The organism is Metabacillus endolithicus (assembly GCF_023078335.1).
Lineage (GTDB): Bacteria > Bacillota > Bacilli > Bacillales > Bacillaceae > Metabacillus > Metabacillus endolithicus.
Genome location: NZ_CP095550.1, coordinates 3,012,148 through 3,037,065 on the forward strand (window position 1 = coordinate 3,012,148; position 24,918 = coordinate 3,037,065).

General features: G+C 35.6%; 18 protein-coding genes and 1 pseudogene. 18 read left to right on the forward strand and 1 reads right to left on the reverse strand.

The features are described from left to right. Nucleotides 1-102 precede the first annotated feature (102 nt). The 5 genes and pseudogenes from MVE64_RS15445 (at nucleotide 103) to MVE64_RS15465 (ending at nucleotide 6,244) form a co-directional block, all read left to right on the forward strand. Nucleotides 103-1,395, forward strand: coding sequence for an ABC transporter substrate-binding protein (locus MVE64_RS15445; protein ID WP_247339326.1), 1,293 nt, complete (start codon nucleotides 103-105; stop codon nucleotides 1,393-1,395). Nucleotides 1,396-1,478: 83 nt separating this feature from the next. Next, complete coding sequence (locus MVE64_RS15450; protein ID WP_247339328.1) at nucleotides 1,479-2,330, forward strand: carbohydrate ABC transporter permease; 852 nt, start codon at nucleotides 1,479-1,481, stop codon at nucleotides 2,328-2,330. Between the two features lies 1 nt (nucleotide 2,331). Continuing rightward, nucleotides 2,332-3,174 carry a carbohydrate ABC transporter permease gene (locus MVE64_RS15455; RefSeq protein ID WP_247339330.1) on the forward strand — a complete coding sequence of 281 codons (843 nt, stop codon included), beginning with the start codon at nucleotides 2,332-2,334 and terminating at the stop codon, nucleotides 3,172-3,174. 42 nt (nucleotides 3,175-3,216) lie between these two features. Further along, nucleotides 3,217-5,306 (forward strand): annotated as a pseudogene (locus MVE64_RS15460) (beta-galactosidase). Between the two features lie 98 nt (nucleotides 5,307-5,404). Next, nucleotides 5,405-6,244, forward strand: coding sequence for an AraC family transcriptional regulator (locus MVE64_RS15465; protein ID WP_247339332.1), 840 nt, complete (start codon nucleotides 5,405-5,407; stop codon nucleotides 6,242-6,244). Nucleotides 6,245-6,482: 238 nt separating this feature from the next. Here the strand turns inward: MVE64_RS15465 and MVE64_RS15470 are convergent, their stop codons facing one another. Next, complete coding sequence (locus MVE64_RS15470; protein WP_247339333.1) at nucleotides 6,483-6,629, reverse strand: hypothetical protein; 147 nt, start codon at nucleotides 6,627-6,629, stop codon at nucleotides 6,483-6,485. Between the two features lie 270 nt (nucleotides 6,630-6,899). Here MVE64_RS15470 and MVE64_RS15475 point away from each other — a divergent pair, with 270 nt between their 5' ends. The 13 genes from MVE64_RS15475 to MVE64_RS15535 all read left to right on the forward strand — a co-directional run bounded on the left by MVE64_RS15475 (nucleotide 6,900) and on the right by MVE64_RS15535 (nucleotide 24,876). Beyond that, nucleotides 6,900-8,876 carry a methyl-accepting chemotaxis protein gene (locus MVE64_RS15475; protein WP_247339336.1) on the forward strand — a complete coding sequence of 659 codons (1,977 nt, stop codon included), beginning with the start codon at nucleotides 6,900-6,902 and terminating at the stop codon, nucleotides 8,874-8,876. A gap of 202 nt (nucleotides 8,877-9,078) precedes the next feature. After that, nucleotides 9,079-9,792 carry a GntR family transcriptional regulator gene (locus tag MVE64_RS15480; RefSeq protein ID WP_247339337.1) on the forward strand — a complete coding sequence of 238 codons (714 nt, stop codon included), beginning with the start codon at nucleotides 9,079-9,081 and terminating at the stop codon, nucleotides 9,790-9,792. 230 nt (nucleotides 9,793-10,022) lie between these two features. Continuing rightward, nucleotides 10,023-10,862, forward strand: coding sequence for an ABC transporter permease (locus MVE64_RS15485; RefSeq protein WP_247339339.1), 840 nt, complete (start codon nucleotides 10,023-10,025; stop codon nucleotides 10,860-10,862). A 36-nt stretch (nucleotides 10,863-10,898) separates the two neighbouring features. Then, the gene (locus MVE64_RS15490; RefSeq protein WP_247339341.1) at nucleotides 10,899-12,002 is read left to right on the forward strand and encodes an ABC transporter ATP-binding protein; all 1,104 of its coding nucleotides are present in this window, start codon (nucleotides 10,899-10,901) and stop codon (nucleotides 12,000-12,002) included. Next, nucleotides 11,989-13,152 carry an extracellular solute-binding protein gene (locus MVE64_RS15495; protein WP_247339344.1) on the forward strand — a complete coding sequence of 388 codons (1,164 nt, stop codon included), beginning with the start codon at nucleotides 11,989-11,991 and terminating at the stop codon, nucleotides 13,150-13,152. Before MVE64_RS15490 ends, MVE64_RS15495 begins: the two co-directional genes overlap by 14 nt. After that, nucleotides 13,149-14,021, forward strand: a complete 873-nt coding sequence (locus MVE64_RS15500; RefSeq protein WP_247339345.1) for an ABC transporter permease — start codon at nucleotides 13,149-13,151, stop codon at nucleotides 14,019-14,021. The genes MVE64_RS15495 and MVE64_RS15500 overlap by 4 nt, the downstream gene beginning before the upstream one ends. Before the next feature lie 21 nt (nucleotides 14,022-14,042). Then, nucleotides 14,043-15,320 carry a hypothetical protein gene (locus MVE64_RS15505; RefSeq protein WP_247339346.1) on the forward strand — a complete coding sequence of 426 codons (1,278 nt, stop codon included), beginning with the start codon at nucleotides 14,043-14,045 and terminating at the stop codon, nucleotides 15,318-15,320. A gap of 21 nt (nucleotides 15,321-15,341) precedes the next feature. Next, the gene (locus MVE64_RS15510; RefSeq protein ID WP_247339354.1) at nucleotides 15,342-16,889 is read left to right on the forward strand and encodes a CehA/McbA family metallohydrolase; all 1,548 of its coding nucleotides are present in this window, start codon (nucleotides 15,342-15,344) and stop codon (nucleotides 16,887-16,889) included. Between the two features lie 319 nt (nucleotides 16,890-17,208). Next, on the forward strand, nucleotides 17,209-18,447 hold the full coding sequence (gene sstT / locus MVE64_RS15515) for a serine/threonine transporter SstT (protein ID WP_247339357.1): 1,239 nt from the start codon (nucleotides 17,209-17,211) through the stop codon (nucleotides 18,445-18,447). Nucleotides 18,448-18,633: 186 nt separating this feature from the next. Continuing rightward, complete coding sequence (locus MVE64_RS15520; RefSeq protein WP_247339367.1) at nucleotides 18,634-20,997, forward strand: polyprenyl synthetase family protein; 2,364 nt, start codon at nucleotides 18,634-18,636, stop codon at nucleotides 20,995-20,997. Between the two features lie 85 nt (nucleotides 20,998-21,082). Then, nucleotides 21,083-22,555 (forward strand): protein adenylyltransferase SelO, encoded by a 1,473-nt coding sequence (locus MVE64_RS15525; RefSeq protein ID WP_247339368.1) that lies wholly within the window; start codon nucleotides 21,083-21,085, stop codon nucleotides 22,553-22,555. A 260-nt stretch (nucleotides 22,556-22,815) separates the two neighbouring features. Next, complete coding sequence (locus MVE64_RS15530) at nucleotides 22,816-23,382, forward strand: TetR/AcrR family transcriptional regulator (RefSeq protein WP_247339369.1); 567 nt, start codon at nucleotides 22,816-22,818, stop codon at nucleotides 23,380-23,382. A gap of 42 nt (nucleotides 23,383-23,424) precedes the next feature. Continuing rightward, the gene (locus tag MVE64_RS15535) at nucleotides 23,425-24,876 is read left to right on the forward strand and encodes a DHA2 family efflux MFS transporter permease subunit (RefSeq protein WP_247347091.1); all 1,452 of its coding nucleotides are present in this window, start codon (nucleotides 23,425-23,427) and stop codon (nucleotides 24,874-24,876) included. Nucleotides 24,877-24,918: the final 42 nt, after the last annotated feature.

The following is a 24,918-nucleotide window of genomic DNA, read 5'->3' on the forward strand; positions in this document are numbered from 1 at the left end:
ATAATAAGGTCAACCTTATTAAACAAGGGGTAATGAAACCTACATGAGGATAGGTGGTTACCTTAAGTTTTTTATAGTTATAACAAAGAGGGGGAAGAAAGTATGAAAAAATTATCACCATTATTTAGTTTTATGTTAATTGCAATTCTTTTACTTGGTGGTTGTAGTAGTGGGTCTTCAGGATCATCTCAAGAAGGAAAAGGAGAAGGTGCGGAGGCATCCAACGAAGAGCTTACAATTTGGGCAACAAATATCAATGTACCAGTATTAGAAAAAGCTGGTGAGTTATATAAAGAAGAACACCCAAATTTTAAATTAAATGTTGTTGAAATGAATAATACGGATATTGATCAAAAATTGAAGATTGGTTTGCAAGCTGGTGGAGAAGGTTTACCAGATGCAATGTTAAATGTTGATGATGGTTTATCAGGTTTATTTAGTAAGTTTCCAGATTCATTTGTGAACTTATCTGAAAAAGGCTTTGACGATCATAAAGATCAATTCCCAGAATATAAACTTGGGAGTGTAACTCATGATGGAAGTATCTATGCATTCCCGTTTGATGCTGGCCCAGTTGGATTATTCTATCGCACAGATTTATTTGAAGAAGCTGGTGTAGATGCTAACTCAATTAAGACGTGGGATGACTACATTGAGGCAGGAAAAAAGATTAAAGAAAAAACAGGCGTAAGCATGTTAAGTTATGACGCTAATGAGTCTACAGTTTACACAATATTATTGAGTCAACAAGGATTAGGTTACTTTGATAATGATGGAAATGTTGTATTAGGTTCTGAAGAGTCAGTTAATGCTTCTACATTAATGAAAGATTTAGCTGAAAATGATTTATTACTTGGAACAAATGGCTGGAGCCCATGGGTTGCTTCACTTGCAGATGGACAAACTGCAACAGCAATGGCTGGTGCTTGGTTAATTGGTACGCTACAACAACAAGTTCCTGATTCAGCAGGAAACTGGGGAGCGATGGCTCTTCCAACTTTCGGTGAGGATGGAGCAGGAGCTGCTAACCAAGGAGGTAGTTCATTTACAATTACTTCAAATAGTCCAAATGTTGATTTAGCTTATGATTTTCTTGAATTTTTCACAACTTCATTTGAAGTTCAAGAACTTGCTATGGAGGGTGGATTATTCCCAACATACGCACCAGTTTATGAATCTGAGTTATTTAGTCAACCTCTAGAATACTTTGGAGGCCAAAAGGCATGGGAATTCTTTGCTGGTCAAATGGAAAAAATTCCGACTGTAAATTATACAGAAAATGATGTTGTTGCTCGTGAAGAAGCTATTAAATCTCAAGCAGAAGTTGTTAATGGTTCAGATGTGAAAGAATCACTTAAAGGTGCAAAACAAAGAGTCGAAACTCGTCTTCAATAATATTAAAAAGTAAAGAAGTTATCAAAAGGGATATTTTCTTTTGATAACTTTCCTTTTATCTGTATGGTAATGGAGGATTTGATATGTCATCTAATAGGTATACACCTTATCTGTTCTTAGCTCCAGCACTCATATTGTTCCTAGTTTTCACGGCTTACCCTATACTGTCTTCTTTATTATTAAGCTTTCAAACTTTAGAAAATGGAACATATGTATTTTCTGGACTATCAAACTATGCACGTTTAATGAAAGATACTGTCTTTTTTGAAGCGTTAAAGAACACTTTTATATTTTTAATCATTCAAGTACCGATTATGTTAGGTTTAGCGTTAATTCTAGCAAATGCTCTGAACAGTAAGTTGCTCAAATTTAGAGGTTTTTTCCGTGTTGGTTTTTTTATGCCTGCTGTAACCTCTTTAGTTGCATACGCTATTTTATTTTCAATCATGCTGCAAGATTCGGGATTGATTAATCAGTTTTTATCTTATTTTGGGGTAGACCAAATTAAGTGGCTATCTCATCCATTTTGGGCAAAGGTTTCTATCATTATGTCCATGACTTGGAGATGGACTGGATATAACATGGTTATTTATTTAGCCGCCATGCAAAACATACCAGATGAGCTATATGAAGCAGCTTCCTTAGATGGTGCCGGTAAAGTAAAACAATTTTTAAATATTACTGTCCCACAACTAAAGCCGGTCATTTTATTTACAGCGATCATATCCACTATTTCAACACTACAGTTATTTGACGAACCATTTAACTTAACGAAGGGCGGACCTGCTGACTCTACATTAACATTAGGATTGTATATTTATCGGGTAGGTTTTAGTTATTTTGAGTTTGGCTACGCATCTGCTGTTGCCTATGTCATTGTACTGATTGTAGCAGCTTTATCAATATTTCAGCTAAAAATAATGGGAGATGAATAAAATGGCTGAGACTAACCGTAAAAATAAACAGCGATTACAGAAGTTTTTCTTATATTTTTTACTTATCATCTTTCTAATCGTATCCATTTTTCCGTTTTATTGGATGTTTATTGGATCGACAAATCATACGAGTAAGATGTTTACGAACCCTCCGACATTAACAGTTGGTAATGAATTTATGACGAACTTAACAAATTTAAATGATGCTATAGGAATTAGTCGTGTTGTGTTCAATTCCTTGTTCGTATCGTTGGTATTTGTTTTCCTTTCTTTAATTATTAGTACATTAGCTGCATATGCATTATCAAAGTTTTATTTTAAAGGGAGAAATGTTATCTTTTTAGCCTTTATGTTATCAATGATGGTTCCGTATCAAGCAACGATCATACCGTTGTTTAGAATGATGACACAATTTGAATTACTTAATACTTATTTTGCTTTGATTGCACCACAATTGTGTTTTCCATTTGCGATTTTCTTAATGAGGCAAAACTTTTTGGCTTTTCCAAGCTCATTAATTGAGTCACCCCGTATTGACGGCGCAGGAGAGTTGAGGATTTTTTTAACAGTCGTTTTACCTTCTATGAAGCCTGCATTAGCGGCTACAGCCATATATCTATTTATGATGCAATGGAATAATTTTATGTGGCCGTTAGTTGCAACAACATCTGAAGAAATGTACACCATCCCAGTTGCATTATCGAGTTTAATAGGTATTTCAATGATTGACTATGGACAGATTATGGTAGGAATCACCATTGCGACAATACCAATCATAATCTTTTTCTTGTTGCTGCAAAAACAGTTTATTTCTGGAATGCTTGGTAGTGCGGTGAAGGAGTAGTGCTTAACTTAATACAGAATTTTTAGCATGAGGAGACTTAATATGGTAAATAGATATCCAACCATCCATGAGCGAGTAAAAGGTTTTATGCATGGTGGTGATTATAATCCTGATCAATGGCTGCGATATCCTGAAATCATTCAGGAAGACTATCGATTAATGAAACTTGCAAATTGTAATACTTTTTCTTTAAATATTTTTGGATGGAGTGCTATCGAACCAGAAGAAGGTGTCTATAACTTTGTATGGCTTGATCGAATTATGAATGATTTGGCAGAGCGAGGCTCCAATGTAATATTGGCAACTCCTAGTGGAGCACGACCAGCCTGGTTGTCACAGCAGTATCCAGAAGTGTTGCGTGTTGAAAAAATCGCAAGCGAAATTTACATGGGTTAAGGCATAATCATTGTATAACATCACCCGTTTACAGAGAGAAAACACAGCAATTAAATAGACTATTAGCGGAGAGGTATAAAGATCATCCTGCCCTTGTGATGTGGCATGTATCCAATGAGTATGGTGGGGAGTGTCACTGTGATATGTGTCAGGAGGCATTTAGAAATTGGCTTAAGAAACAGTATAATCATGATTTAGATGAACTAAACCATGCATGGTGGGCAGGCTTTTGGAGTCATGCTTTTAATGATTGGTCACAAATTGAGTCACCTGCTCCGCATGGAGAAAATCAAGTGCATGGACACAATATAGACTGGAAACGGTTTGTCACTGATCAAACGATTGATTTTTACAAAAATGAAATTATACCACTAAGAGAGATCACTCCAAATATTTTAGTTACTACTAACTTTATGGGGAATTATCCGGATATGGGGCCATATCTCGGTTTGGATTATAATAAATTTTCAAAGAAGTTGATGTTGTTACATGGGATAGTTACCCTGCTTGGCATGGAGATTATCAAGAAACATGGGAGCTTGCAGCAGACGTTGGTTTTGTTCATGATATTTTTCGTTCTTTGAAAAATGGAAAGCCATTTTTAATTATGGAATCTACGCCAAGTTTAGTGAATTGGCATGAGGTGAACAAAGCTAAGCGACCTGGCATGCATTTGTTATCATCTTTGCAATCAGTTGCTCATGGTGCCGACTCCATTTTATATTTTCAATGGAGAAAAGGTCGAGGAGGATCTGAAAAATTTCATGGAGCGGTTGTAGACCACCTTGGAAATGAGAATAATCGAGTATTCCGTGAAGTAGCTGAGCTAGGAGATCATTTATCTCGAATACAAGAAGTGGTAGGAACATCTGTAAAGTCGGAGGTAGCAATTGTTTTTGATTGGGAAAATCAATGGGCTATAGATGATGCGCAGGCTTTAAGAAAAGCGAACAAAAAATATATTAAAACTTGTCAATCTCATTACCAATCCTTCTGGAAAAAGGGGATACCTGTAGATGTGATCTCAATGGATAAAGATTTTTCTCAGTATAAACTATTAATCGCCCCAATGTTATACATGGTTAAGCCAGGTGTTGCAGAACGAATTGAAGAATTTGTATCAAATGGTGGGATATTTGTAGCAACGTACTGGAGTGGCATAGTCAATGAAAACGATCTTTGTTTCTTAGGTGGCTTCCCAGGTCCTCTTAGAAATGTACTTGGGATCTGGTCTGAAGAAATTGATACACTATATGAAAATGATTATAATGAAATTACATTCTTTTCTGATAACACTCTTGGTTTACATGGTACCTATCAAGCTAAAGATTACTGTGAAGTGATTCATACGGAAGGAATTTCAAGTTTTAGCTGAATATGAGCATGACTTTTATGTTGATACACCAGCTGTTACAGTGAATCAATTTGGTAACGGTCAAGCTTACTATCTGGCATCAAGAAATCAAAGTGATTTTTATGATGCATTCTACGGGAAGTTAGTAGATCAACTAGGAATAAATTCAATAGTCGGTGAAGATCTTCCAAATGGTGTAAGTGTACAAGTGCGAACGGATGGAAGCGAAGCTTATATTTTTGTTATGAATTTTAACAATACAGTTAAAAAGCTTACTTTAGTAAATGATCATAAATATTATGATTTACTAACACAAAAATATATAAATACAACTTTTGAAATTAAACCATATGGTGTTTATGTTTTAAAGAAAAATAATTAGAGATTATTAAAAAGTAAGAACTTCTATGAACTAAGCTTCCTATTAGTTCTTGCTTTTTGTTTATTTTGTAATCGGTTACTTTTGGGAGGAAATTTATTATGAAGCAAGGTAAAATTCGCTATACATTCTCTTCCTTTGATAAATCATTACCTTTGTTTATCGAGAGTATTGGCTATAATCCCCAAGAAGAAGATTTTGCTCGACCAGAAGGATATCCATATTTTCATTGGTTGCAAACAGTGAAAGGAGAAGGTACTTTTTCATTTTCAGGAGAAAGACATTTATTAACTCCTGGAAGAGGGATTTTATTAACGCCTTTTACTCCTCACTCTTATTATTCCACACACACAGAGTGGTCAACTTTATACATAACATTTGGAGGGGCTTCAGCTGAGTCTATATTGAATTCCTTGGATATAAATTTTAATGCGTTATATTCAGAATCAAAAGACTTACCGTTTTCTAAACAGGTTGAAGGGATACTAAAAAATGTCGAAAGAGATACAGAATTTTCGAAGTTGGATCTATCTAGTGATTTATATAGTTTTATTATTATGCTAAAGAAATATGGCAAACTTAAAAATCAACAATCATTATCAAATAATTATGATAAGATCAGGCCTGTTGTTGAGTGGCTAGAGCATGTTTATCAAGAAAATATTGGGCTTAATGAGATGGCTAAAAAGGCAAATATGAGTCCGCAGAATTTAAGTGCCTTATTTAGAACCACGTTTGGTACAAGCCCATATTCTTTTTTAATTAACCTTAGAATTCGTGAAGCAAAGAAGAAATTAGTTTCTAATTCAGAACAGTCACTAAAGGAAATTGCCGGTTCAATTGGTTTTAATGATGTAAGTCATTTTGTGGCCACGTTTAGAAGAGTGGAAGGAATAACCCCAAAGAAATATCGAAACTTATACAATGAAAAGTTAATGTAGAAGAACATAATTAAAAGGAGGAAAGGTATTTAAGGCCTTTCCTCCTTTTACGTTTGGAGGATTCGTTTCATCTGTACAATTTTTGTGCTTGTAATATCATTGCATTTTGGTAAATATCGCTTTAGGAATGGTAGAATAGCGTTTACATATTCTTCAACATTTTTATTTTGATGATCCTCTGGAATGTATAAACAGAACTTTGCCAATACATTTGTTTCAAGTGCTTGATTTTTCGGATTTATTTGTGGAAATTTGAAATGGAAACAATTTTTTCTGTGATAATTTCGTTCGAAAGGTTCATCAACATGCTTGTAACGAATTGTTCATAATTTTCTTTTGTGTTTAATCTTAGAACACACTCTGCATAGGTAATTACTTCAATCATCAAGATCCCCCCGGCACTTTGTCTATTAGTTTATTATACTATAGATTGGTTCATATTCTAACAAAAAAAGAAAAAGTGATAACGTTTCTCACCTCGTTTTCATTTCGTGAGGAAGTATGGAAATGGCATTTACAAGCCCCTAAGGTATATAAAAATATTTCCTATATGATGAAAAAGTATATTAAAATAACAGGCTAATTATCCGATAAATAACATAGGTTCAAATGAGTCTTTTTACTTATATTTTATGGAAACTAGGAGAGTACAACAATGAGATTAGCGATAAAAAATACAATTGTTATAAGTGTGTTAATTACAATTTCTATGATTAGCATCTCGGTATTTGGCTATATGAAGGCAAAGGATATCATTTATGACAGATTTGAAGACCAGGCATATAGTCAGCTTGAGTCAGTTAAAGCAAATATTGATATTTGGATTAAAGGAAAGCAGGAAACGATGCAGTACATAGCCGAAGCGGGTGGATTAAAAGCGGGAAATGTGGAAGAAGCTGACTCGCTAAGTACTAGAATCGCAGAAAGATTGGATAATCCAGATGCATTTGCTTTTATGGATGCTGCTGGTTTTCTTTATCTGGGAGGAGCACAAATCCCAGTTTCAGATTATGAACATTATAAAGGTGGAATGAGTGAGCTTACAAAAACATATAATCCAGTTCCATCTCAATCACCGAGCTTAAATGGAGCTCCAATTGTTTTATCATCATCACCAATTTACGGAAATAACGGAGAGGTTGTTGGGGTTGCTTCAGGTGGCCATCAAATTGAAAGTTTAATGAGTATAATCTCAAACGTATCTTTAGGTGAAAGCGGATATGTGACGATCTTTACAAAAGATGGGACAATTGTTGCGGGTCAAAAGAAAGAAGATGTGCTAAATAAAAAAATAGCAGACTATAAAAATAGCGACTTAGACAAGTTGGTTGAAACAAGCATGAATGGCGAAACTGGTGTAATCGAGACTGATTTTAATGGTGAAAATAGTTTGGTTTTCTATAGTAAGGCATCAGAAATGGACTGGGGAATCATGATTTCAGTACCAACAAAAGAAGCTTATGCTGATGCACAGTCACTGTTGAATTATTTCATTATTATTACCCTTATCTTTATCGTGATAAGTGCTGTCATTAATTATTTTATTAATAATAAGTCTTTAAAACCGATAAAAGAAGTTAATGAAAAAATTGAAGAGCTTGCCAATAATGAGGGAGACTTAACGCAAAGATTAAATATAAATAGAAGAGATGAAGTAGGTAAATTAGCAACTAACTTTAATGCATTATTAGATAGTTTACAAGATTTAATGGGTGGTATTCTTAACAAGGGAAAAGTTGTTTCTGAAAGCACGTTAATTTTATCAGAGAGAGCTGAAGAAATGGTGCAAACATCTGGTATTGTAACGGAAAATGTGCAACAAGCAGCAGAGGTTTCAACTGAGCAAGAAACAGGGAATAAAAAGAATCTTGAATCTATAAATGATATCACAAAAGGTGTGTCGGACATTAAAGACCACTCTTCTATTGTTTCAGTTAAAACTAAGAATGCATATAAAGAAGTTGAGCAGGCAAATGAACAGATAAAAACATTGATGAATCAAATGACTGATATTCAGCAGTCTGTTCTTAGTTCATCTATGATTGTGAAGAAATTAGGTAATAGATCTTCTGAAATTGGGAATATTGTTGAGATGATTACTGATATTACGTCACAAACTAATTTACTCGCACTAAATGCTTCAATCGAGGCGGCTCGAGCAGGCGAACATGGAAAAGGTTTTGCCGTTGTTGCAAATGAAGTGAAAAAACTAGCAGAACAATCAGCTCAATCAGCAAATCAAATTTCTGAGTTAGTAAATGAAATAGTAGCTGAAACTTCAAATGCTGTAGTTCAAATAGAATCGAGTACAAATCAGTTTGGAACAGGAATGCAAAAGCTAGAGGGAGTAAATGACAGCCTGCAGCTTGTTCACCAATCCTCTGAAGAGAGTTCATATGAAGTTGACAAGATTTTCATTGAAATTGAAAATCTGCTTTCGAAAGTTAAAGATGTGGAACATGTTATTAAAGACAATTCTCAGAAATCAATGGAGTCATCAAACTATATTCGCGAAGTTGCTGCTTCTTCAGAAGAACAGCTACTATCTATTCAAGATATTACGACTTCTATTGAAAAGACAGCCCAATTTGGCGAAGAATTAAGAGAGTTACTGAATCGATTTAAGATATGAGTTTGTTAAAAGGCACTTGTTGACAGGTGCCTTTTTAATATCGTGTATTAGTTGCCTTCCTTTAAGTAGTCAAATATGTTATTGCTCGGTATAACAAAATAACCATATAATGAAACATGTATGAAAGAACTGAAGACGATTAAAGAGAAAATATTGTCTGATGAAACTGAGAATCCTCATGATGGATAGAGGGAGGGATAGAGTGAAGCCTCTTTATATATCGATTAAAGAAAAGATTGAAACAGATATTCAAGAAGGGATATTGGAATCAGGAGATCGCTTACCTTCTGAGGTTGTGTTAGCGACAGAGTTTAAAGTGAGTCGTGAAACTGTGAGATCTGCTATCCGTTTGCTTGAGGAAGAGGGAAAGGTTTATGTAAGGCATGGTGTGGGAACATTCGTAGTTAACCCTCTCCCTAAAACGCCAAATAGTTTAGAAAAACTAATGAGTGTTACTTCCATGATAAAATATGCAGGCTTAGAGGATGGGGAGAAACGAGAGAGAATCAAAGTTTTAGAACCAACTGTTGAGTGGCAAGATCTTCTTCAACTTAATGAAGGTGAAGAGGTGATTATTCATGAAAGAATACGAACGGCAAATGAAGAACCAGTTGTGTTTTCGCAGAATATCTTAGCTGAATCACTTGTTAACAAGAAAATGATCAATCAAGGATCTATTGGTTCTTTATTTGATTACTTGAAAAAAGAGTGTAAGATTGATATTAGTAGAGCAACAACAGAGATTGTTGTTCCGCTTCATACAGATCGTAATTGTCAGAAACTCCTAATTCGTCCTGAAACAACAGTCTTGTTATTAAAGCAACTTCATTACGACTATCAAAATCGTCCAGTTCTTTATTCTTTGGACTATTTTAGAAATGATGTTTTTAAATTCACTGTAAACAGAACTCGATAATAATATATAAACCTAATGAATGGGGAAAACCGGTCGATTATCTAATTGATCGGTTTTTATTTTTAAATTTATTTGAGAGGTATAGACAACCTGAAGTTAACAGTATAATAGAGTGCAAATGTTTACAATAAAATTACAATTTATATAAAAATAGTTAATATTCATTTGGTAATTTATATATAAGAGGTATAGACCTTTTAATGATTTAACTTGAGTACCTTTTAAAGGGAATGAGAGGAGATGAGACATTGTGGTATTTTAAAACGCTTGGTAAGAGAAAAATTGTAGAATTCATTCTACTTGCAGTTTTCCTGCTATTCTTTTTTGGTCCTTTATTAAATCTACTGTTACTGGCGTTTTCTGGAGAATGGCAATATCCAGATAAATTGCCAACGTCCTGGTCGCTTGAGTGGTGGAGTTTTGTCTTAGCGGATGAATCAATCCTAAGATCGATGTGGTTGTCATTTCTTATTGCAACGCTTGTTACAATGATTTCACTAATTATTTGTATTCCTGCAGCTTATGCTTTTGCTCGGATAAGCTTTCCGTTACGGAGGTTTTTCCTCTTCTCCTTTTTGCTAACAAATGCTTTTCCGAAAATGGGATTATACGTTGCAATTGCTGTCTTGTTTTATCAATACGGATTAATGAATACATTCATCGGCATCATATTAATTCATTTAATTAATACTCTCATGTTGATGACATGGATTCCTTCGGCTGCATTTGAGAATGTTCATCGTTCACAGGAGGAGTCAGCTCGCGATGCTGGAGCATCACCATTTAAAGTGTTCTGGTATATTACCTTACCGATGGCTAAGCCGGGAATAATTGTGGCTTCAGTATTTACTTTCTTATCTTCTTTAGATGAAGCACAAGGAACCTTACTCGTAGGAATCCCGGATTATAAAACGATGCCAGTTATTATGTATTCCATCATAGCAGATTATCCGAGTACAGCAGGTGCGGTGTTCTCTGTTATCTTAACTCTACCTACGATTATCCTGCTTTTGGCTGCTAGAAAATTTGTCGGTGCAGACTCATTTGCTAATGGAATGCGCCTTAAATGATGATCTGAAATGTACAAGAGGAAGGAAGGTAATGGAGTGTCAATATGCTTATCAATTACTAATTTAAGTAAGGTTTACCCTACAGGTGAAGGTGTTAAAGGTTTTTCCTTGGATATTAAAAATGGAGAGCTGGTTACGTTGCTAGGCCCCTCAGGATGTGGTAAATCTACTGTTCTTCGTAGTGTTGGGGGATTTATAGATCCTAATGAAGGATCCATCAAAATTGATGGGAACGAAGTAAATCATCTTCCTCCTGAAAAAAGACCAAGTGCTATGGTTTTCCAAAGCTATAATTTGTGGCCGCATATGACTGTGTTTGATAATCTTGCATTCAGTTTGAAACTTAAGAAAATCAAGAAAAATGTCATCATAGAGAAGGTGAAATGGGCTTTAAATCTAGTTCAACTTCCAGGCTATGAAAAGAAGTATCCGACTGAGTTATCGGGAGGTCAGCAACAAAGGATTGCACTTGCGCGTGCGTTGCTTCTTGAGCCTAAGGTGCTTTTACTAGATGAACCATTTTCAGCTCTTGATGCAAAATTAAGACATGAATTACGTGAAGAATTAAGAGAGATTCAAGCAAAACAACAACTTACAATGCTTTTTGTTACTCATGACCAAGAAGAAGCACTTTCAATTTCTGACCGTATTGTTGTGATGAACAAAGGGAAAGTTGAACAAATTGATTCCCCACAAAATATATATAACTATCCTGCTTCTATGTTTGTTGCTCAGTTCATAGGTAAGATGAATTTTCTTAAGGGGTATGCTCAAAATGACAAAATTAATATTGGTTCTCTAGCTTATCCAAATCTTAATCAATATAAAGGGAATGTTACTGTAGCAGTGAGACCAGAGGATATCGTCATTGCTAATGAGGTAGAGAACGGTCTTGTAGCTACTATTGAAAAAGTAATGATGTTAGGTCATTACGCAGAAGTGAGCTTGAAAACAGATTTTGGGAAGCTGAAAATGTTTGTTGATCGAAGTAATATGAGTCAGTTTAAAATGCAACATAATATTCGGATAACTTTCGCTACAATACAAGCTTTTCCTGAAGAAAATGACTTACATAATAATGAATATACCAAAATACAAAATCTAACAAAAGAGGAGATTAAAGTATATGAAAAAGTCTAATTCATTTAAAAAGATCGTAGCAGGAACTATGTTAGCTGTAAGTGCTCTTTCATTAGTTGCATGTAATTCTAGTGAAACAAACAATACTGTTGGGGATGGAGCGGAACAAGTAACAAAAATATCTCTATATAGCTCAGGTTCTCAAAATGTCGAGACTTTTTGGGAAACAGTGATTCCTAAATTTGAAGAATCACATAAAAATATCGATGTGGAATTTGTATTTGTTCCCTCTGGTACTGGTGGACAGGCAACGATTGATCGAATTATTGCTGCTAAAAAGGCAAATAAAGATTCAGAGGTTGATATTTATGAGGGAGCCTTAGCTGATATTATTCGAAGTGAAGATGAAGGTGGAAATTTATTTTATGAGCTTTCAACAGACTCTGTACAAAATCTAGAAAATGTTCAAGAAGAAAATATGGCAGGGACCCAGAATCTAGCAGTTCCTTATCGTGCTTCATCCGTTGTTCTTGCATACAATTCCGAAAAGGTGAAGGATGTACCGAATACAGCAGAAGAATTGAATACGTGGATAAAAGAAAATCCGGGTCGCTTTGCTTATAACGATCCAAATACAGGGGGAGCGGGTAGCTCGTTTGTACTTACTACTGTATATAACGAACTTGATGAGAGTGCTATGAATGTCCAAGATGAAAGCATTATGAAAGAGTGGGACAAAGGCCTTCAAGTTTTAAAGGATATGGCTCCATACCTTTATAAAGAAGGAGTTTATCCTAAGAAGAATCAAGGAACTCTAGATCTTCTAGCAAATGGTGAAGTGGATATGATTCCAGCTTGGTCTGATATGGCTCTAGAGCAAATGAATTCTAAATTACTACCCGATACAACGGAACTAAGACAAATTGAACCAGCATTTACAGGTGGTCCTGCATATTTAATGGCTGTAGACAATGGTGATGAAGAACGTAAAGAAGCTTCAGAAACATTCTTAAATTATGTTCTCACTCAGGATGTACAGGAGTTAGTTATTGATAAAATGTATGGTTATCCAGGTATTAAATGGGATCTTTTATCAGAAGAAGATCAAAAGAAATTCGAATCTGTTAGTGGTGGATATCGTACGTTTAACGGTGGAGAGCTAGGAAGTGAATTAATGAAAGTATGGCAAAAAGAGGTTGCTAGTCAATGAGTAGGGAAGTTGCCTTAAGAGAGGGTTTTGCGATTAGCAAAAAAACAAAATTAGCAATGTTAGGAATTGGGCTAGTTATGCCCTCTTTCCTAACTTTGCTGGTTTTGGTCATCTATCCGGTGGCTCTTGCTATAATGGAAAGCTTTCAGAATGAAGAGGATGCTTTCTCACTTGAAAACTATCAATATATTTTCACAGAACCATTAATTCTGCAAAATATTCAACATACGTTAATTGTTACGTTTATTTCTTGCGTATTAACTTTGGGAATGAGTTATATACTAGCTATTTATTTAACCTTTAGTAATAGCTTTGTTTCAAAAATCATAAATAAACTTTATTTTATTCCTTTATTTATTCCAGGAGTTATCTCTATCTATGGATTTATAAACTTTTATAGAGATAATGGGTGGGTTGCTAGAATGATTGGTGAAAATAATATGCCATCGATTATATACGACATGAAAGGCTTACTGATGATTAATGTGTGGTTTAATATTCCTTTTACAACGATGCTGTTAATATCTGCATTGCAAGCTATTCCTCATTCAGTTATTGAAAGTGCAAAGGATGCAGGCGCATCAAAAGTAAGGTTGTTTATTCATTTTATCTTTCCTCTTTCTTACAAGACAATGCTTGTTACTTTAACTTTCCTTTTTATGGGCTTAATTGGCAGTTTTACTGCGCCTTTCTTAATTGATCGAAATGCTCCGCAAATGCTGGGTGTATCCATGCAACAGCATTTTTCTGTATACAATGAGATAGGTCAATCTAGTGCACTTGCTGTCTTTATGTTTTTATTGTGTTCAATAGTAGGCTATATATATATTCAGAATAATATGAAGGAATCAAAGAAAGACATGTTTTAATATTGACTGGGGAGTGGATAGATGACTGTGATGAACCCTATAAAGATGAAGCATTTAGAAAATGACAAATCGAGCATTAGAATTGAGGAAGAAGGATATTATGTTATTAATCTTAAAGCCTCAGCTACTACCTCTTGGAAGCAAGAAAACAATGAATCACTCATGTTGAGGTTATATGTGAACGAAAAACATCATCAAGACATTGTTTTATTTTATGGAAACCAAGCCTTTACATATAAGCGCCTTCTTGGAAAGATGGAGCCTGGAACATACGACGTAGAATGGGCTTGTGAATCTCCTCGTAACAGTCAAGCGGTTGCTGAGATTGAGAGCTTTACATTAGAGAAATTACATTTATCTGACCGGGAAACTCTTGCAATTCAGTATGCTCCGAAGCTTTATGGTCGAGCTGTATACGGTCAATTTGATAACCTATATACTGATACTCCTTTGGAAATGATTTATTTTTTTGATGAGTGGGAACAAGGAGTTGTTATTGAGTATCATATGGTATTTAGCCATGAAGATGAGGGTACCCCTGCAGTTCTATTAATGTCAAAGTGGGGACGGTTATTAGATATTGAATATATGGCAAGAGTTTACCTGAATGATCGTCAAGAAGTTGAATATGTTGAATACCAAGGAGCAGAACATAAAGTTAAAACTTACAAGGGTTCCTTAACAGAAGGAAACCAAATTATTCTTCAAACCGCAACATGTAATGGGAACTTTACCGATGATATTACGAGTTGTTATCATTTTTCTTTCATTCCGAGTTATGAATGGAAAAGGGAGCAAGAAGCCCGTGAAGTCGTGATGGAACGTTTTCCGTATATTAACCATGTCATGCGTTGGGAAGCTGAGAGACAGTTGAAAAACTCTCCGTTGTTTTATAATAGAATCCCGAATGTTAATCAATATATTTATATTCAATCCTCGGTATGGGGAATTAAGCTTGGCTTACCGAGTGTAGATATTCTTTGCAGGCTTAAAGGAGAGATTGGTTGGTATTCTAGTTCCTTAAATCATAAAAAGTTTGGCTCCTTTTCTGCAGCCTACACAGGGCCCTACAATCATTTTGGTATAGCGGTTCTTTTACCAGAGGGCAAATCTATTAAAAACATAGCAGAAATCAAGATCTCTCTTATAAATGAAACACTGCCTAAAGTAAATGTAAAAGATTTGAAGGTTTTAGCTTACGATGATAATGGAGACGTTACTAAATATATTGATCTTCATTTTGATGAGATTTTAGATGCTGTTGAATCGGAAAAAGTTATTTGGCGCTCAGAGAATTAAGGAAGGTGTATAATCAACACGATGAGAGAAGAAGGGCAAGATATATTATTTGAAATTCATTCAAGCATAACAAATAAGAGCACACAATCACATATAAAACATACATTCTTTGTTCCGGATCATACGGAAACACTATACATTGATTTTTCTTTTCATCCCTCCCATGAAACAAATGATGTTAACAATAAACAGCTATTTGAGGAAGCAGAGCAATACTATGCAACAAAGTTATCACGAAAAAGTGGAGACCAAGTAAAAAACTTACTCACGTTATCGGTTGATGATCATGATGGATTTAGAGGGGCAAGACATTATCATTCACCTACCCAACATGTCATCATTAATGATGACAATTCAACTCCTGGTTTTTTAAATAGAAGAAATCCAACTGGTTTATGGTCAATAACAGTAAGTGTTCATGCGTTGGTAACTGAAACCTGTGAGTATCGAATGAGTGTGTATAGAGAGTATCAATCAGCTGCTAATACCTCAATTCCTTGGAGACATAAGCCTTTAGCTCACCGTATAGAAGACAATGATATAAATATTCCGATTTATCCCCAAATAGAAGGTACTGCACAGTGGGTTCCATCTGAACTGCACACACATACTTTACATAGTGATGGTAAGCAGTCGGTAATAGAGATGGCTGAGGTTGCGAAAGAAATGGGTCTTAAAGCAGTCGTTATGACAGATCATAATACAATTAGTCCGTTTGAGGGAATTGAACAAGCAGAAGCACATACCGGTATTCATATCCTTTATGGGTTGGAATGGACAACTTTTTATGGGCACTTACTAACGATAGGGTATGAAAAACCGACCTATACTGATTGGAGAGTAATAGGACCTCTAGATATTAAAAATGGTATTACTGAAATTGGTCAGCATGGTGCCTTGGTTGGTATTGCACACCCGTTTAGAATAGGTAATCCAATCGGAACAGGTTGCCATTGGGAGTTCCCTTTCGAATCAATAAACGAATTTGATTTTATAGAGGTTTGGAATTCCACAAGGCCAGGATCTAAAGTGTATAATCAGCGTGCCTTACAATATTGGACAGACTTATTGAATAAAGGATATAGAATAACGGCTACTTCAGGAAGAGATTGGCATCATAACGAAGAAAATAATCCTATACCAGCCATTACATATGTGATGATGCCCGAAGTCTATGAGGATAAAGAGATGTTTAGAAAAGCCTTTTTATCTTCAATCAGATCTGGACGAGTTAGTATATCATACGGAAAACCACTTGATCTTACGGTGAAACAGGAAGGAACTGTTTATAAGATTGGTGATGTAATGAATAAAGTTGAAAATAAACCAATAATTGTACAGGTTCATACTGAAGAATGGGAAGTAAATGATCGTATTGATGAGAAGAGTGCTTTCCTGGTAATTGTTTCAAGTGAAGGGGAAATACTACAGGGTAGTCCAGGTATGTTACGACTGGATACCGAGATAAATAATGAACATGTAAAATGGATTCGAGCAGAATTATATGCTTCGATTGATCATGAAAAGCCGGAATTGGTTGCATTTACGAACCCTATCTATATAAGGTGAAAGGTTTAAGGCGGTATCTATTTAAAGATGCTGTCTTTTTCGTTTTTAACCAAGATAATTTTCTTGATATAGCAAGCGTTTACGTTATCAAACGAAAATATAAGAAAGTGAAAGTTAATATTTAATTGAATATTTTGATGTTTAAGACTTTTTAAAATTAAACAAAAAGTATTGTAATATATCAAAAAACTCACTATAATACTACTTATCGAAAAGACAGTTGTCTTTGTGCAGTGGAATATATTTCTGGAAGTCCATTTTAAGAATAACAAGTTAATAGATTTTAAAAGGATTTTCAATTTTATAGTGGGGGATTATTGTGAAAAATTTATTAAAAAACTGGAATCGGTTGAGTCTAGTTAAACAAATCATTATCGGCTTACTCATTGGAATTATCTTGGCTGTTACAATTCCAGATGTAGCACAGCCTGTTGTTATTTTAGGTTCGTTGTTTGTAGGTGCTTTAAAGGCGATCGCACCTGTTTTAGTTCTTTTCTTAGTTATGTCAGCGATCACTCAGCATAAAAGTGGTCAGCAAACAAATATGAAGTCGATCGTAGTGCTTTATCTTGTTGGAACATTTTTAGCTGGATTAGTAGCAGTTATTGCAAGTTTCATCTTCCCGGTCGGCTTAACACTTGCGAATAGTCCTGAGGGTTTCACAGCTCCAGGTGGTGTGTCAGAAGTTCTTAAAACGTTGCTTTTAAACATAGTTGATAATCCGGTGAATGCGATCGCAAACTCAAACTATATTGGGATCTTAACGTGGGCAATCCTAATTGGTTTAGCATTAAGAAGTGCACCGGATACAACAAAAACAATGATTTCTAATTTCTCAGAGGCAGTATCAAAAATTGTAACATGGGTGATTAAGTTTGCTCCGCTAGGTATTATGGGACTAGTATTTGAATCAATTTCAACAAATGGAATTGACTCGTTATTAAGCTATGGAAAATTACTTGCTGTTTTACTAGGTTGTATGGCTTTTGTTGCATTAGTTGTTAACCCAATTATTGTGTTTTTAGCTATAAGACAAAATCCGTATCCACTAGTTTTGAAATGTATAAAGGAAAGTGGAATTACAGCTTTCTTTACTCGTAGTTCTGCAGCAAATATCCCTGTTAATATGAAATTGTGTGAAAACCTTGGCTTAAATAAGGATAGTTATTCAGTATCGATCCCATTAGGAGCAACAATCAATATGGCTGGGGCAGCAGTAACAATTTCTGTATTAACATTAGCTGCAGTTCATACTTTAGGTATTGAAGTGGATTTTGCTACAGCCTTAATTCTTAGTGTATTGTCAGCTGTATGTGCTTGCGGAGCGTCCGGAGTTGCTGGTGGATCTCTATTACTCATTCCTCTTGCATGTAGTTTGTTCGGAATTCCGGCAGAAATTGCGATGCAAGTGGTTGGTGTAGGCTTTATCATTGGTGTTTTACAAGATTCTTTTGAAACTGCTCTTAACTCATCAACTGACGCCATTTTTACAGCAGCAGCTGAATTCAAGGAATGGCGTAAAGAAGGCAAGAAAATAGATATTTCAAAAGTAGCATAAAAATAGAAAGCACCTCATTGTAGCAAAAGAGCTAGCAGTGAGGTGCTTTTTTAATTGGGGTTCCTTTTACCTCTGTGCGACGGTCATAAAGATCATACATTTAGCTTATATTTAAATATACTGATAATATGATAGATATAGATAATAACTGAATCGAAAATGAGTTTAAACTGAGGGAATGAATACATGAATGAAAAAATAATGTTTGATACTGATAAAACTTATCAGAAGGCGGAACGAAAGGCTTTAGATTATTACCATTCACTTTATGAGCAAATCACCCGCAAAACCTATATTCCTGCTTTAACAAAAGATTTTCAAACCTGGAAGCAAAACCATGTTTTCCGGAAATCACTATTCTCTGTTTTTACACGTAAAAATAACAAGCCAGAGGCACAGGATTATGACTTATATATTCAATGGCTCAAATATACAGGCAAGCTAACTCCCTACTTAGAACGCAGCATTTCTTACCTTTTTATGCGTGATCTAGGAAAAGATTTAAGTTCAACTAAAACACAGGAAAGAGTGAACCGAGCAGTTAAAAGTTTAACAAAACATCTAACGAAAAAAACAGATAAGCCAGATACGTTCAACATGGCTGGATTATACCGAATAGCTCAAAAAGAAAGCATTGAAACGACCATGATCTGGCTCGTCAACAAGTTAAAGACAGTAACATCAAATATTCCTGAGGAAATTGACCCTGAGCAAGCACGGAGAAAGTTAATAAAAATCATTGCAGGGGTTGTCATGCATGTTGTGGAAGAAATGGATGATGGGGTTAAACCTACTGAACGTGCTCTTAAACTCGATCAAGCCATTCGCTTAGGGTATTGTTATGGTTTAACCTATCCTTTTATTGATGATTTGCTTGATGTAAATCTGCTAACTCTTGAGGAAAAGAAGAGATATTCAAACTTGATACGAACAACACTTATCACTGGTTCTGTACCAGATTTGGGGCAATGGGACGGAAATAATGCCGGGTTACTACAATATATTCATTCAGAACTACGAGAAGCCTTTGAATATATTAAAGGAAATCAGCAATCGGAAAATGTGCAGTCATTTTTGGAGCAAGCATATATATTTTTTCAATCACAGGAAGTGGACCGTGTAAAGGACCTTTCTAACCCAGATTACACAAATGAAGACCTTTATATTCCAGTTATTCTAAAATCCGCATCTTCGAGATTAATTGTTCGTTCGGTTCTCAGCGCCTCTGAAGACATAGGTTTCAATGATCGAACGTTTTATTATGGAATTTACAATCAGCTTGCTGATGATTTTGCTGACATGTTTGATGACTTAGAGGAAGGTGCTGTTACTCCTTATACGTATTATTTGAAATATCATGTTCAACGTCCTGACCTTATTAATCCGTTTGAATTATATTGGACAGTTATATCAAACTTAATCCACAACGTATACAAATCAGATTTCAAGACATGTGAGGTAATCCTTAATCGGGCAATAAACGGTTTAAAACGATATAAAAGTAAAATGGGAACGGAAAAATATAATGAAGTGATGGAGTTATTTTCAACCAATTCTTCAAGTTTTACACAGCTTATTCAGAAGATGGTGAAAAAAGCAGATGATGTAGAATTCTTTGATAAGCTATTACGCGACCATATGTTGAATAATATGAGAAATGAGCGGAACGAACAGGAAGAATTTTTAGAAACAATTAAATTTGTTCGTAATCAACTAAATGATACATTGCATGTTTCTCAGAGTGATGGAGAGGTGAATAGTTCCATTGTTGAGGCTGCAAACTATAGTCTTGAAGGTGATGGAAAGCGATTGAGGCCAATTGTGACTTGGGTAATGGCAATAAAGGTATACGGTTTAGATCAATCTGTGATTATGCCATTACTTAAATCATTAGAATACATGCATACAGCATCTTTAATCTTCGACGATCTCCCATCACAGGATAATGCATCCATTCGAAGGGGGCGTCAAACACTGCATCAGGCTTATAATACTGCCATTGCCGAACTAACCGGTCTTTTTTTAACTCAGAAAGCTACCTGGGAACAAGCATCGCTTACAAAATTTGATCCAAATACTGTCCTGAAATTAATACAATATTCCTCATATATGACATCCGAGATGTGCAAGGGACAGGCAATGGACTTAGAATCGAAAGGCAAGCCGTTATCTCTAGATCAATTAAATTTAATGTGCTTTTATAAAACTGGAATGGCATTCGAAGCATCTATTATTATGCCGGCGATCCTAGCACATGCTGATGAAACAGAGATAGAGGCATTAAAGAAATATGCGTATCATGCGGGTATTGCTTTTCAGATTAAGGATGATTTACTCGACTTTGAAGGAGATCCTGCACTGCTTGGAAAAACAGTTGGAAAAGATAGAGAAAATCAAAGTTCAACATTTGTGTCGATCTTGGGCCAAGAAGAAGCGAGAAAAAAGATGTGGGAACATTACTGTCAAGCAATCGAAGTTCTACAGAAAGTACCACGAGACATTCCTTTTCTAAAGCATTTTTTGAATTATATTATCAACCGAGATCATTGAGGATAATAACGTTTATAAAAGTAGACAATATGGATATGTTTAAACAACGAAAAGAAAAATATATATAGGGTAAAAAGGAGATCACATGACAAAGGAACAAGACTTAAAAACAGGTTGGAAAATAGATAATAGCTATGCTCGCCTGCCAAAAAAGTTTTTTACTGAACAAAAGCCAACTCCTGTTAGCAATCCTGAGTTAATCATACAGAATGATCAGCTAGCATCATCGCTAGGTCTGAATGTCGAAGAGTTACGAAGTCATGAACAAGTAGAGGTTTTTGCAGGTAATCGAATTCCAGAAGGTTCAACACCTCTAGCACAAGCATATGCGGGACATCAATTCGGTCATTTAAACATGTTGGGAGATGGTCGTGCAGTTCTGCTTGGGGAACAAGTAACACCTCAAGATGAGCGGGTTGATATCCAACTTAAAGGCTCAGGAAGAACACCTTATTCACGAGGTGGAGATGGAAGTACTGCACTTGGCCCAATGCTTCGAGAATACATTATTAGTGAAGCGATGTATGCCTTAGGAATACCGACTACGAGAAGTTTAGCCGTAATAACAACTGGTGAGAATATTCTCCGAGAAACAGAACTTCCCGGTGCCATTTTAACTCGTGTTGCTGCAAGTCATATTCGTGTGGGAACGTTCCAATTTGCTGCACAATTAGGAACAGATGAGGAGCTTCAAGCTCTCGCTGATTATACAATAGAGCGTCATTATCCGGAGATTGAAAGAGATGATAACAGGTATCTTTCATTGCTTCAACAAATGATACATAGGCAAGCTTCATTAATTGCAAAGTGGCAACTCGTTGGTTTTATCCATGGAGTAATGAACACTGATAATATGACAGTTAGTGGAGAAACGATTGATTATGGTCCTTGTGCCTTTATGGATACGTATGATCCTGAGACTGTTTTTAGCTCAATTGATGTTCAGGGCCGTTATGCCTATGGTAACCAACCATTCATAGGTGGATGGAATTTAGCACGATTTGCCGAATCTCTTATACCACTTCTTCATGAAGATCAAGATAGGGCCGTTGAAATTGCTCAAGAAGAAATATCTAAATATATGGACATTTATGAAACAAATTGGCTTAGAGCTATGAGAGCTAAGTTAGGTCTTTTTTCTGAAGAAAAAGACGATAAAACATTAATAGATGACCTTCTTACCTTAATGCACAAGCATAAGGCAGATTATACAAATACCTTTGTTGCCATAACGTTCGATAAATGGGATGAAATGGAGCTTTTCCGTTCCTCTGAATTTGAACAGTGGAAAGAGCGTTGGCATGAAAGATTAACCAAGCAAAAAGAATCTAAAGAAGAATCACAAAAGCTAATGAGGGATCATAATCCAGCAGTAATTCCTCGTAACCATCGTGTGGAAGAAGCATTGGAAGCGGCGGTAAAACATGGGGATTATACTGTAATGGAAAGATTATTAGATGCTCTTACCAAACCTTTTGCACACACTACACAACAGGAAGAATACTGCAGTCTTCCACCTAAATCAGGTCAGCCTTACCGGACTTATTGTGGGACTTGAGCGGTGAGAGTAGAGGAATTGATAGGAAGCTGTCATTTAGATGCTTATGTACAACAAAAGTGATATAGAAGGTAGAAGAAATGTCGTTCATCGGGCTTTATGAACGACATTTTCAATGTAGATAGCTTTTAAAATGAGTTTAAGTTATCCTATCAAATTATATTTCAACTAAATAAGCAAAAAGATTTGACATTACCAATACTACTCTAATAATATTATCTAGACCGGTTGTTATAATTTTGTGAGGTGCAGACGTAAAAATGGCAAAAAAGGAGAGTACAAAGGATATTATCCTTAAAACAGCAACATGCTTATTTCAGCGCCAAGGCTATCATGGAACTGGATTGAATCAAATTATTGAGGAAAGTGGGGCACCAAAAGGCTCCATCTATTATCACTTTCCAAATGGTAAAGAGGAAATTGCCTTGGAGGCTATTCATCAAATGAAACGGGATATATTGGAGCGGGCACAGGAAGATTTGAGTGAGGGAGAAACAGCTGCTGAAGCATTTCAATTTTATATTAATAAGATTGCGTCTATTTTTGATCACCCTAAAACAATGGAAGGATTATCAATAGGACTTATTGCTTCAGAAATATCTTCAACACACGAAAATCTACGGTTAGCATGCGAGGCTGCATTTATGGATTGGCAAGCTTTGTATGTTAATAAGCTTAAAGCACATGGTATGGAAACAGAGAAAGCAGAAGAATTAGGCTTAACAATAACTGCATTGATTGAAGGAGCCTGCACACTATCTGCTACGCACAAAAATGGGGACCCTCTACGTGTAATTGGAAAACAGTTGCTGTTATTGTTGTCATAAAGAGAGAAGAAAGAAACCTAGTAGGAGGAAACAAATATGGAAATGAATGCACAAGCAAATGGTAAGGGAGTAACTGATACGAGTGAGTTGAAAGTTGTTCCGATTATCATTTCTTTTGTTGTTGCTGGTTTTATTGGTTTGTTTAGTGAAACAGCCTTAAACATGGCATTGAATAATTTGATTACAGGCTTTGGTATTAAAGAAACCACTGCTCAGTGGTTAACGACTGGTTATTTGCTTACACTTGGAATTTTAGTACCAGTTTCAGGACTTATTTTACAATGGTTTACGACGAGGCAGTTGTTTATTACATCACTTATTGCTTCAATAATTGGTACATTTATTGCGGCAATTGCGCCAACATTTACAGTTCTTATGATTGCCCGAGTAGTTCAAGCGGTAGGAACAGCATTGCTTCTTCCTTTAATGTTTAATACAATTTTATTAATTGTTCCACCATATAAGCGTGGTAAAATTATGGGGATTATTGGGCTTGTAATTATGTTTGCCCCTGCGGTAGGTCCTACTATTTCAGGATTAATACTTAAGACGTTATCATGGCATTGGATCTTTTGGATTTCATTACCATTACTCATTGCAGCACTTATTTATGGTATTATTTTTATGCAGGATGTAACAAAGCCAACCAAGCCTAAAATTGATATTTTATCAATTATCTTATCTACTATAGGATTTGGTGGTATTGTATTTGGATTTAGTAATGCAGGAGAAGGTGGCGGTTGGGGAAGTCCAACTGTTATTGTTTCAATGGTTGCTGGAGGAATTGCCTTAGTCTTATTCACTATTCGACAATTAACAATGCAACAACCTATCTTAAATTTACGAGCTTTTAAATATCCGATGTTTACAGTGGGCTTGCTAATGGTTGTTGTATGTATGATGGCCATTCTTTCTTCTATGATTTTATTGCCACTTTATTTACAAACGTCGTTGGCTCTAAGTACATTTGCAGCTGGTCTTCTATTACTTCCTGGTGGAATTATAAATGGTATTTTATCACCTGTAATGGGAGGACTATTCGATCGTTTTGGACCTAAATGGCTAACTATAATAGGAATAACTATAGTAACAGGCTCAATGTTTGGTTTTTCAACCATATCAATGGAAACATCTTCAGCCTTTATTATAGGACTTCATATTGTCATGATGGTTGGAATTTCAATGGTTATGATGCCTGCGCAGACAAATGGATTAAATCAATTACCACCTGAGCTATATCCAGATGGAACAGCTATAATGAACACACTACAGCAAGTAGCCGGAGCAATTGGAACAGCTGTTGCTATTTCAATCCTATCATCTGGAACAAGTAACTTTATGGAAACAGTTGAAGACAAACAAAATCCATTAAACCAAGTACTTGCCTTCACTGAAGGTATCCAAGATGCTTTTGTATTTGCGATTATCTTGTGTATTGTAGGGGTTGTTATTTCACTCTTTATTAAGCGTGTGAAGGTGGAGCATCAAATGTAGGCCATAGAGGTGCCTGTCACCACCCGAATTTTCTTGTTTCAC

Bases quoted from the DNA above. Each gene is read 5' to 3' on its own strand.
- MVE64_RS15445 (WP_247339326.1), top strand. From the start codon at position 103: ATGAAAAAATTATCACCATTATTTAGTTTTATGTTAATTGCAATTCTT.
- MVE64_RS15450 (WP_247339328.1), top strand. From the start codon at position 1,479: ATGTCATCTAATAGGTATACACCTTATCTGTTCTTAGCTCCAGCACTC.
- MVE64_RS15455 (WP_247339330.1), top strand. From the start codon at position 2,332: ATGGCTGAGACTAACCGTAAAAATAAACAGCGATTACAGAAGTTTTTC.
- MVE64_RS15465 (WP_247339332.1), top strand. From the start codon at position 5,405: ATGAAGCAAGGTAAAATTCGCTATACATTCTCTTCCTTTGATAAATCA.
- MVE64_RS15470 (WP_247339333.1), bottom strand. From the start codon at position 6,629: ATGATTGAAGTAATTACCTATGCAGAGTGTGTTCTAAGATTAAACACA.
- MVE64_RS15475 (WP_247339336.1), top strand. From the start codon at position 6,900: ATGAGATTAGCGATAAAAAATACAATTGTTATAAGTGTGTTAATTACA.
- MVE64_RS15485 (WP_247339339.1), top strand. From the start codon at position 10,023: ATGAGAGGAGATGAGACATTGTGGTATTTTAAAACGCTTGGTAAGAGA.
- MVE64_RS15495 (WP_247339344.1), top strand. From the start codon at position 11,989: ATGAAAAAGTCTAATTCATTTAAAAAGATCGTAGCAGGAACTATGTTA.
- MVE64_RS15500 (WP_247339345.1), top strand. From the start codon at position 13,149: ATGAGTAGGGAAGTTGCCTTAAGAGAGGGTTTTGCGATTAGCAAAAAA.
- MVE64_RS15505 (WP_247339346.1), top strand. From the start codon at position 14,043: ATGACTGTGATGAACCCTATAAAGATGAAGCATTTAGAAAATGACAAA.
- MVE64_RS15510 (WP_247339354.1), top strand. From the start codon at position 15,342: ATGAGAGAAGAAGGGCAAGATATATTATTTGAAATTCATTCAAGCATA.
- MVE64_RS15520 (WP_247339367.1), top strand. From the start codon at position 18,634: ATGAATGAAAAAATAATGTTTGATACTGATAAAACTTATCAGAAGGCG.
- MVE64_RS15525 (WP_247339368.1), top strand. From the start codon at position 21,083: ATGACAAAGGAACAAGACTTAAAAACAGGTTGGAAAATAGATAATAGC.
- MVE64_RS15530 (WP_247339369.1), top strand. From the start codon at position 22,816: ATGGCAAAAAAGGAGAGTACAAAGGATATTATCCTTAAAACAGCAACA.
- MVE64_RS15535 (WP_247347091.1), top strand. From the start codon at position 23,425: ATGAATGCACAAGCAAATGGTAAGGGAGTAACTGATACGAGTGAGTTG.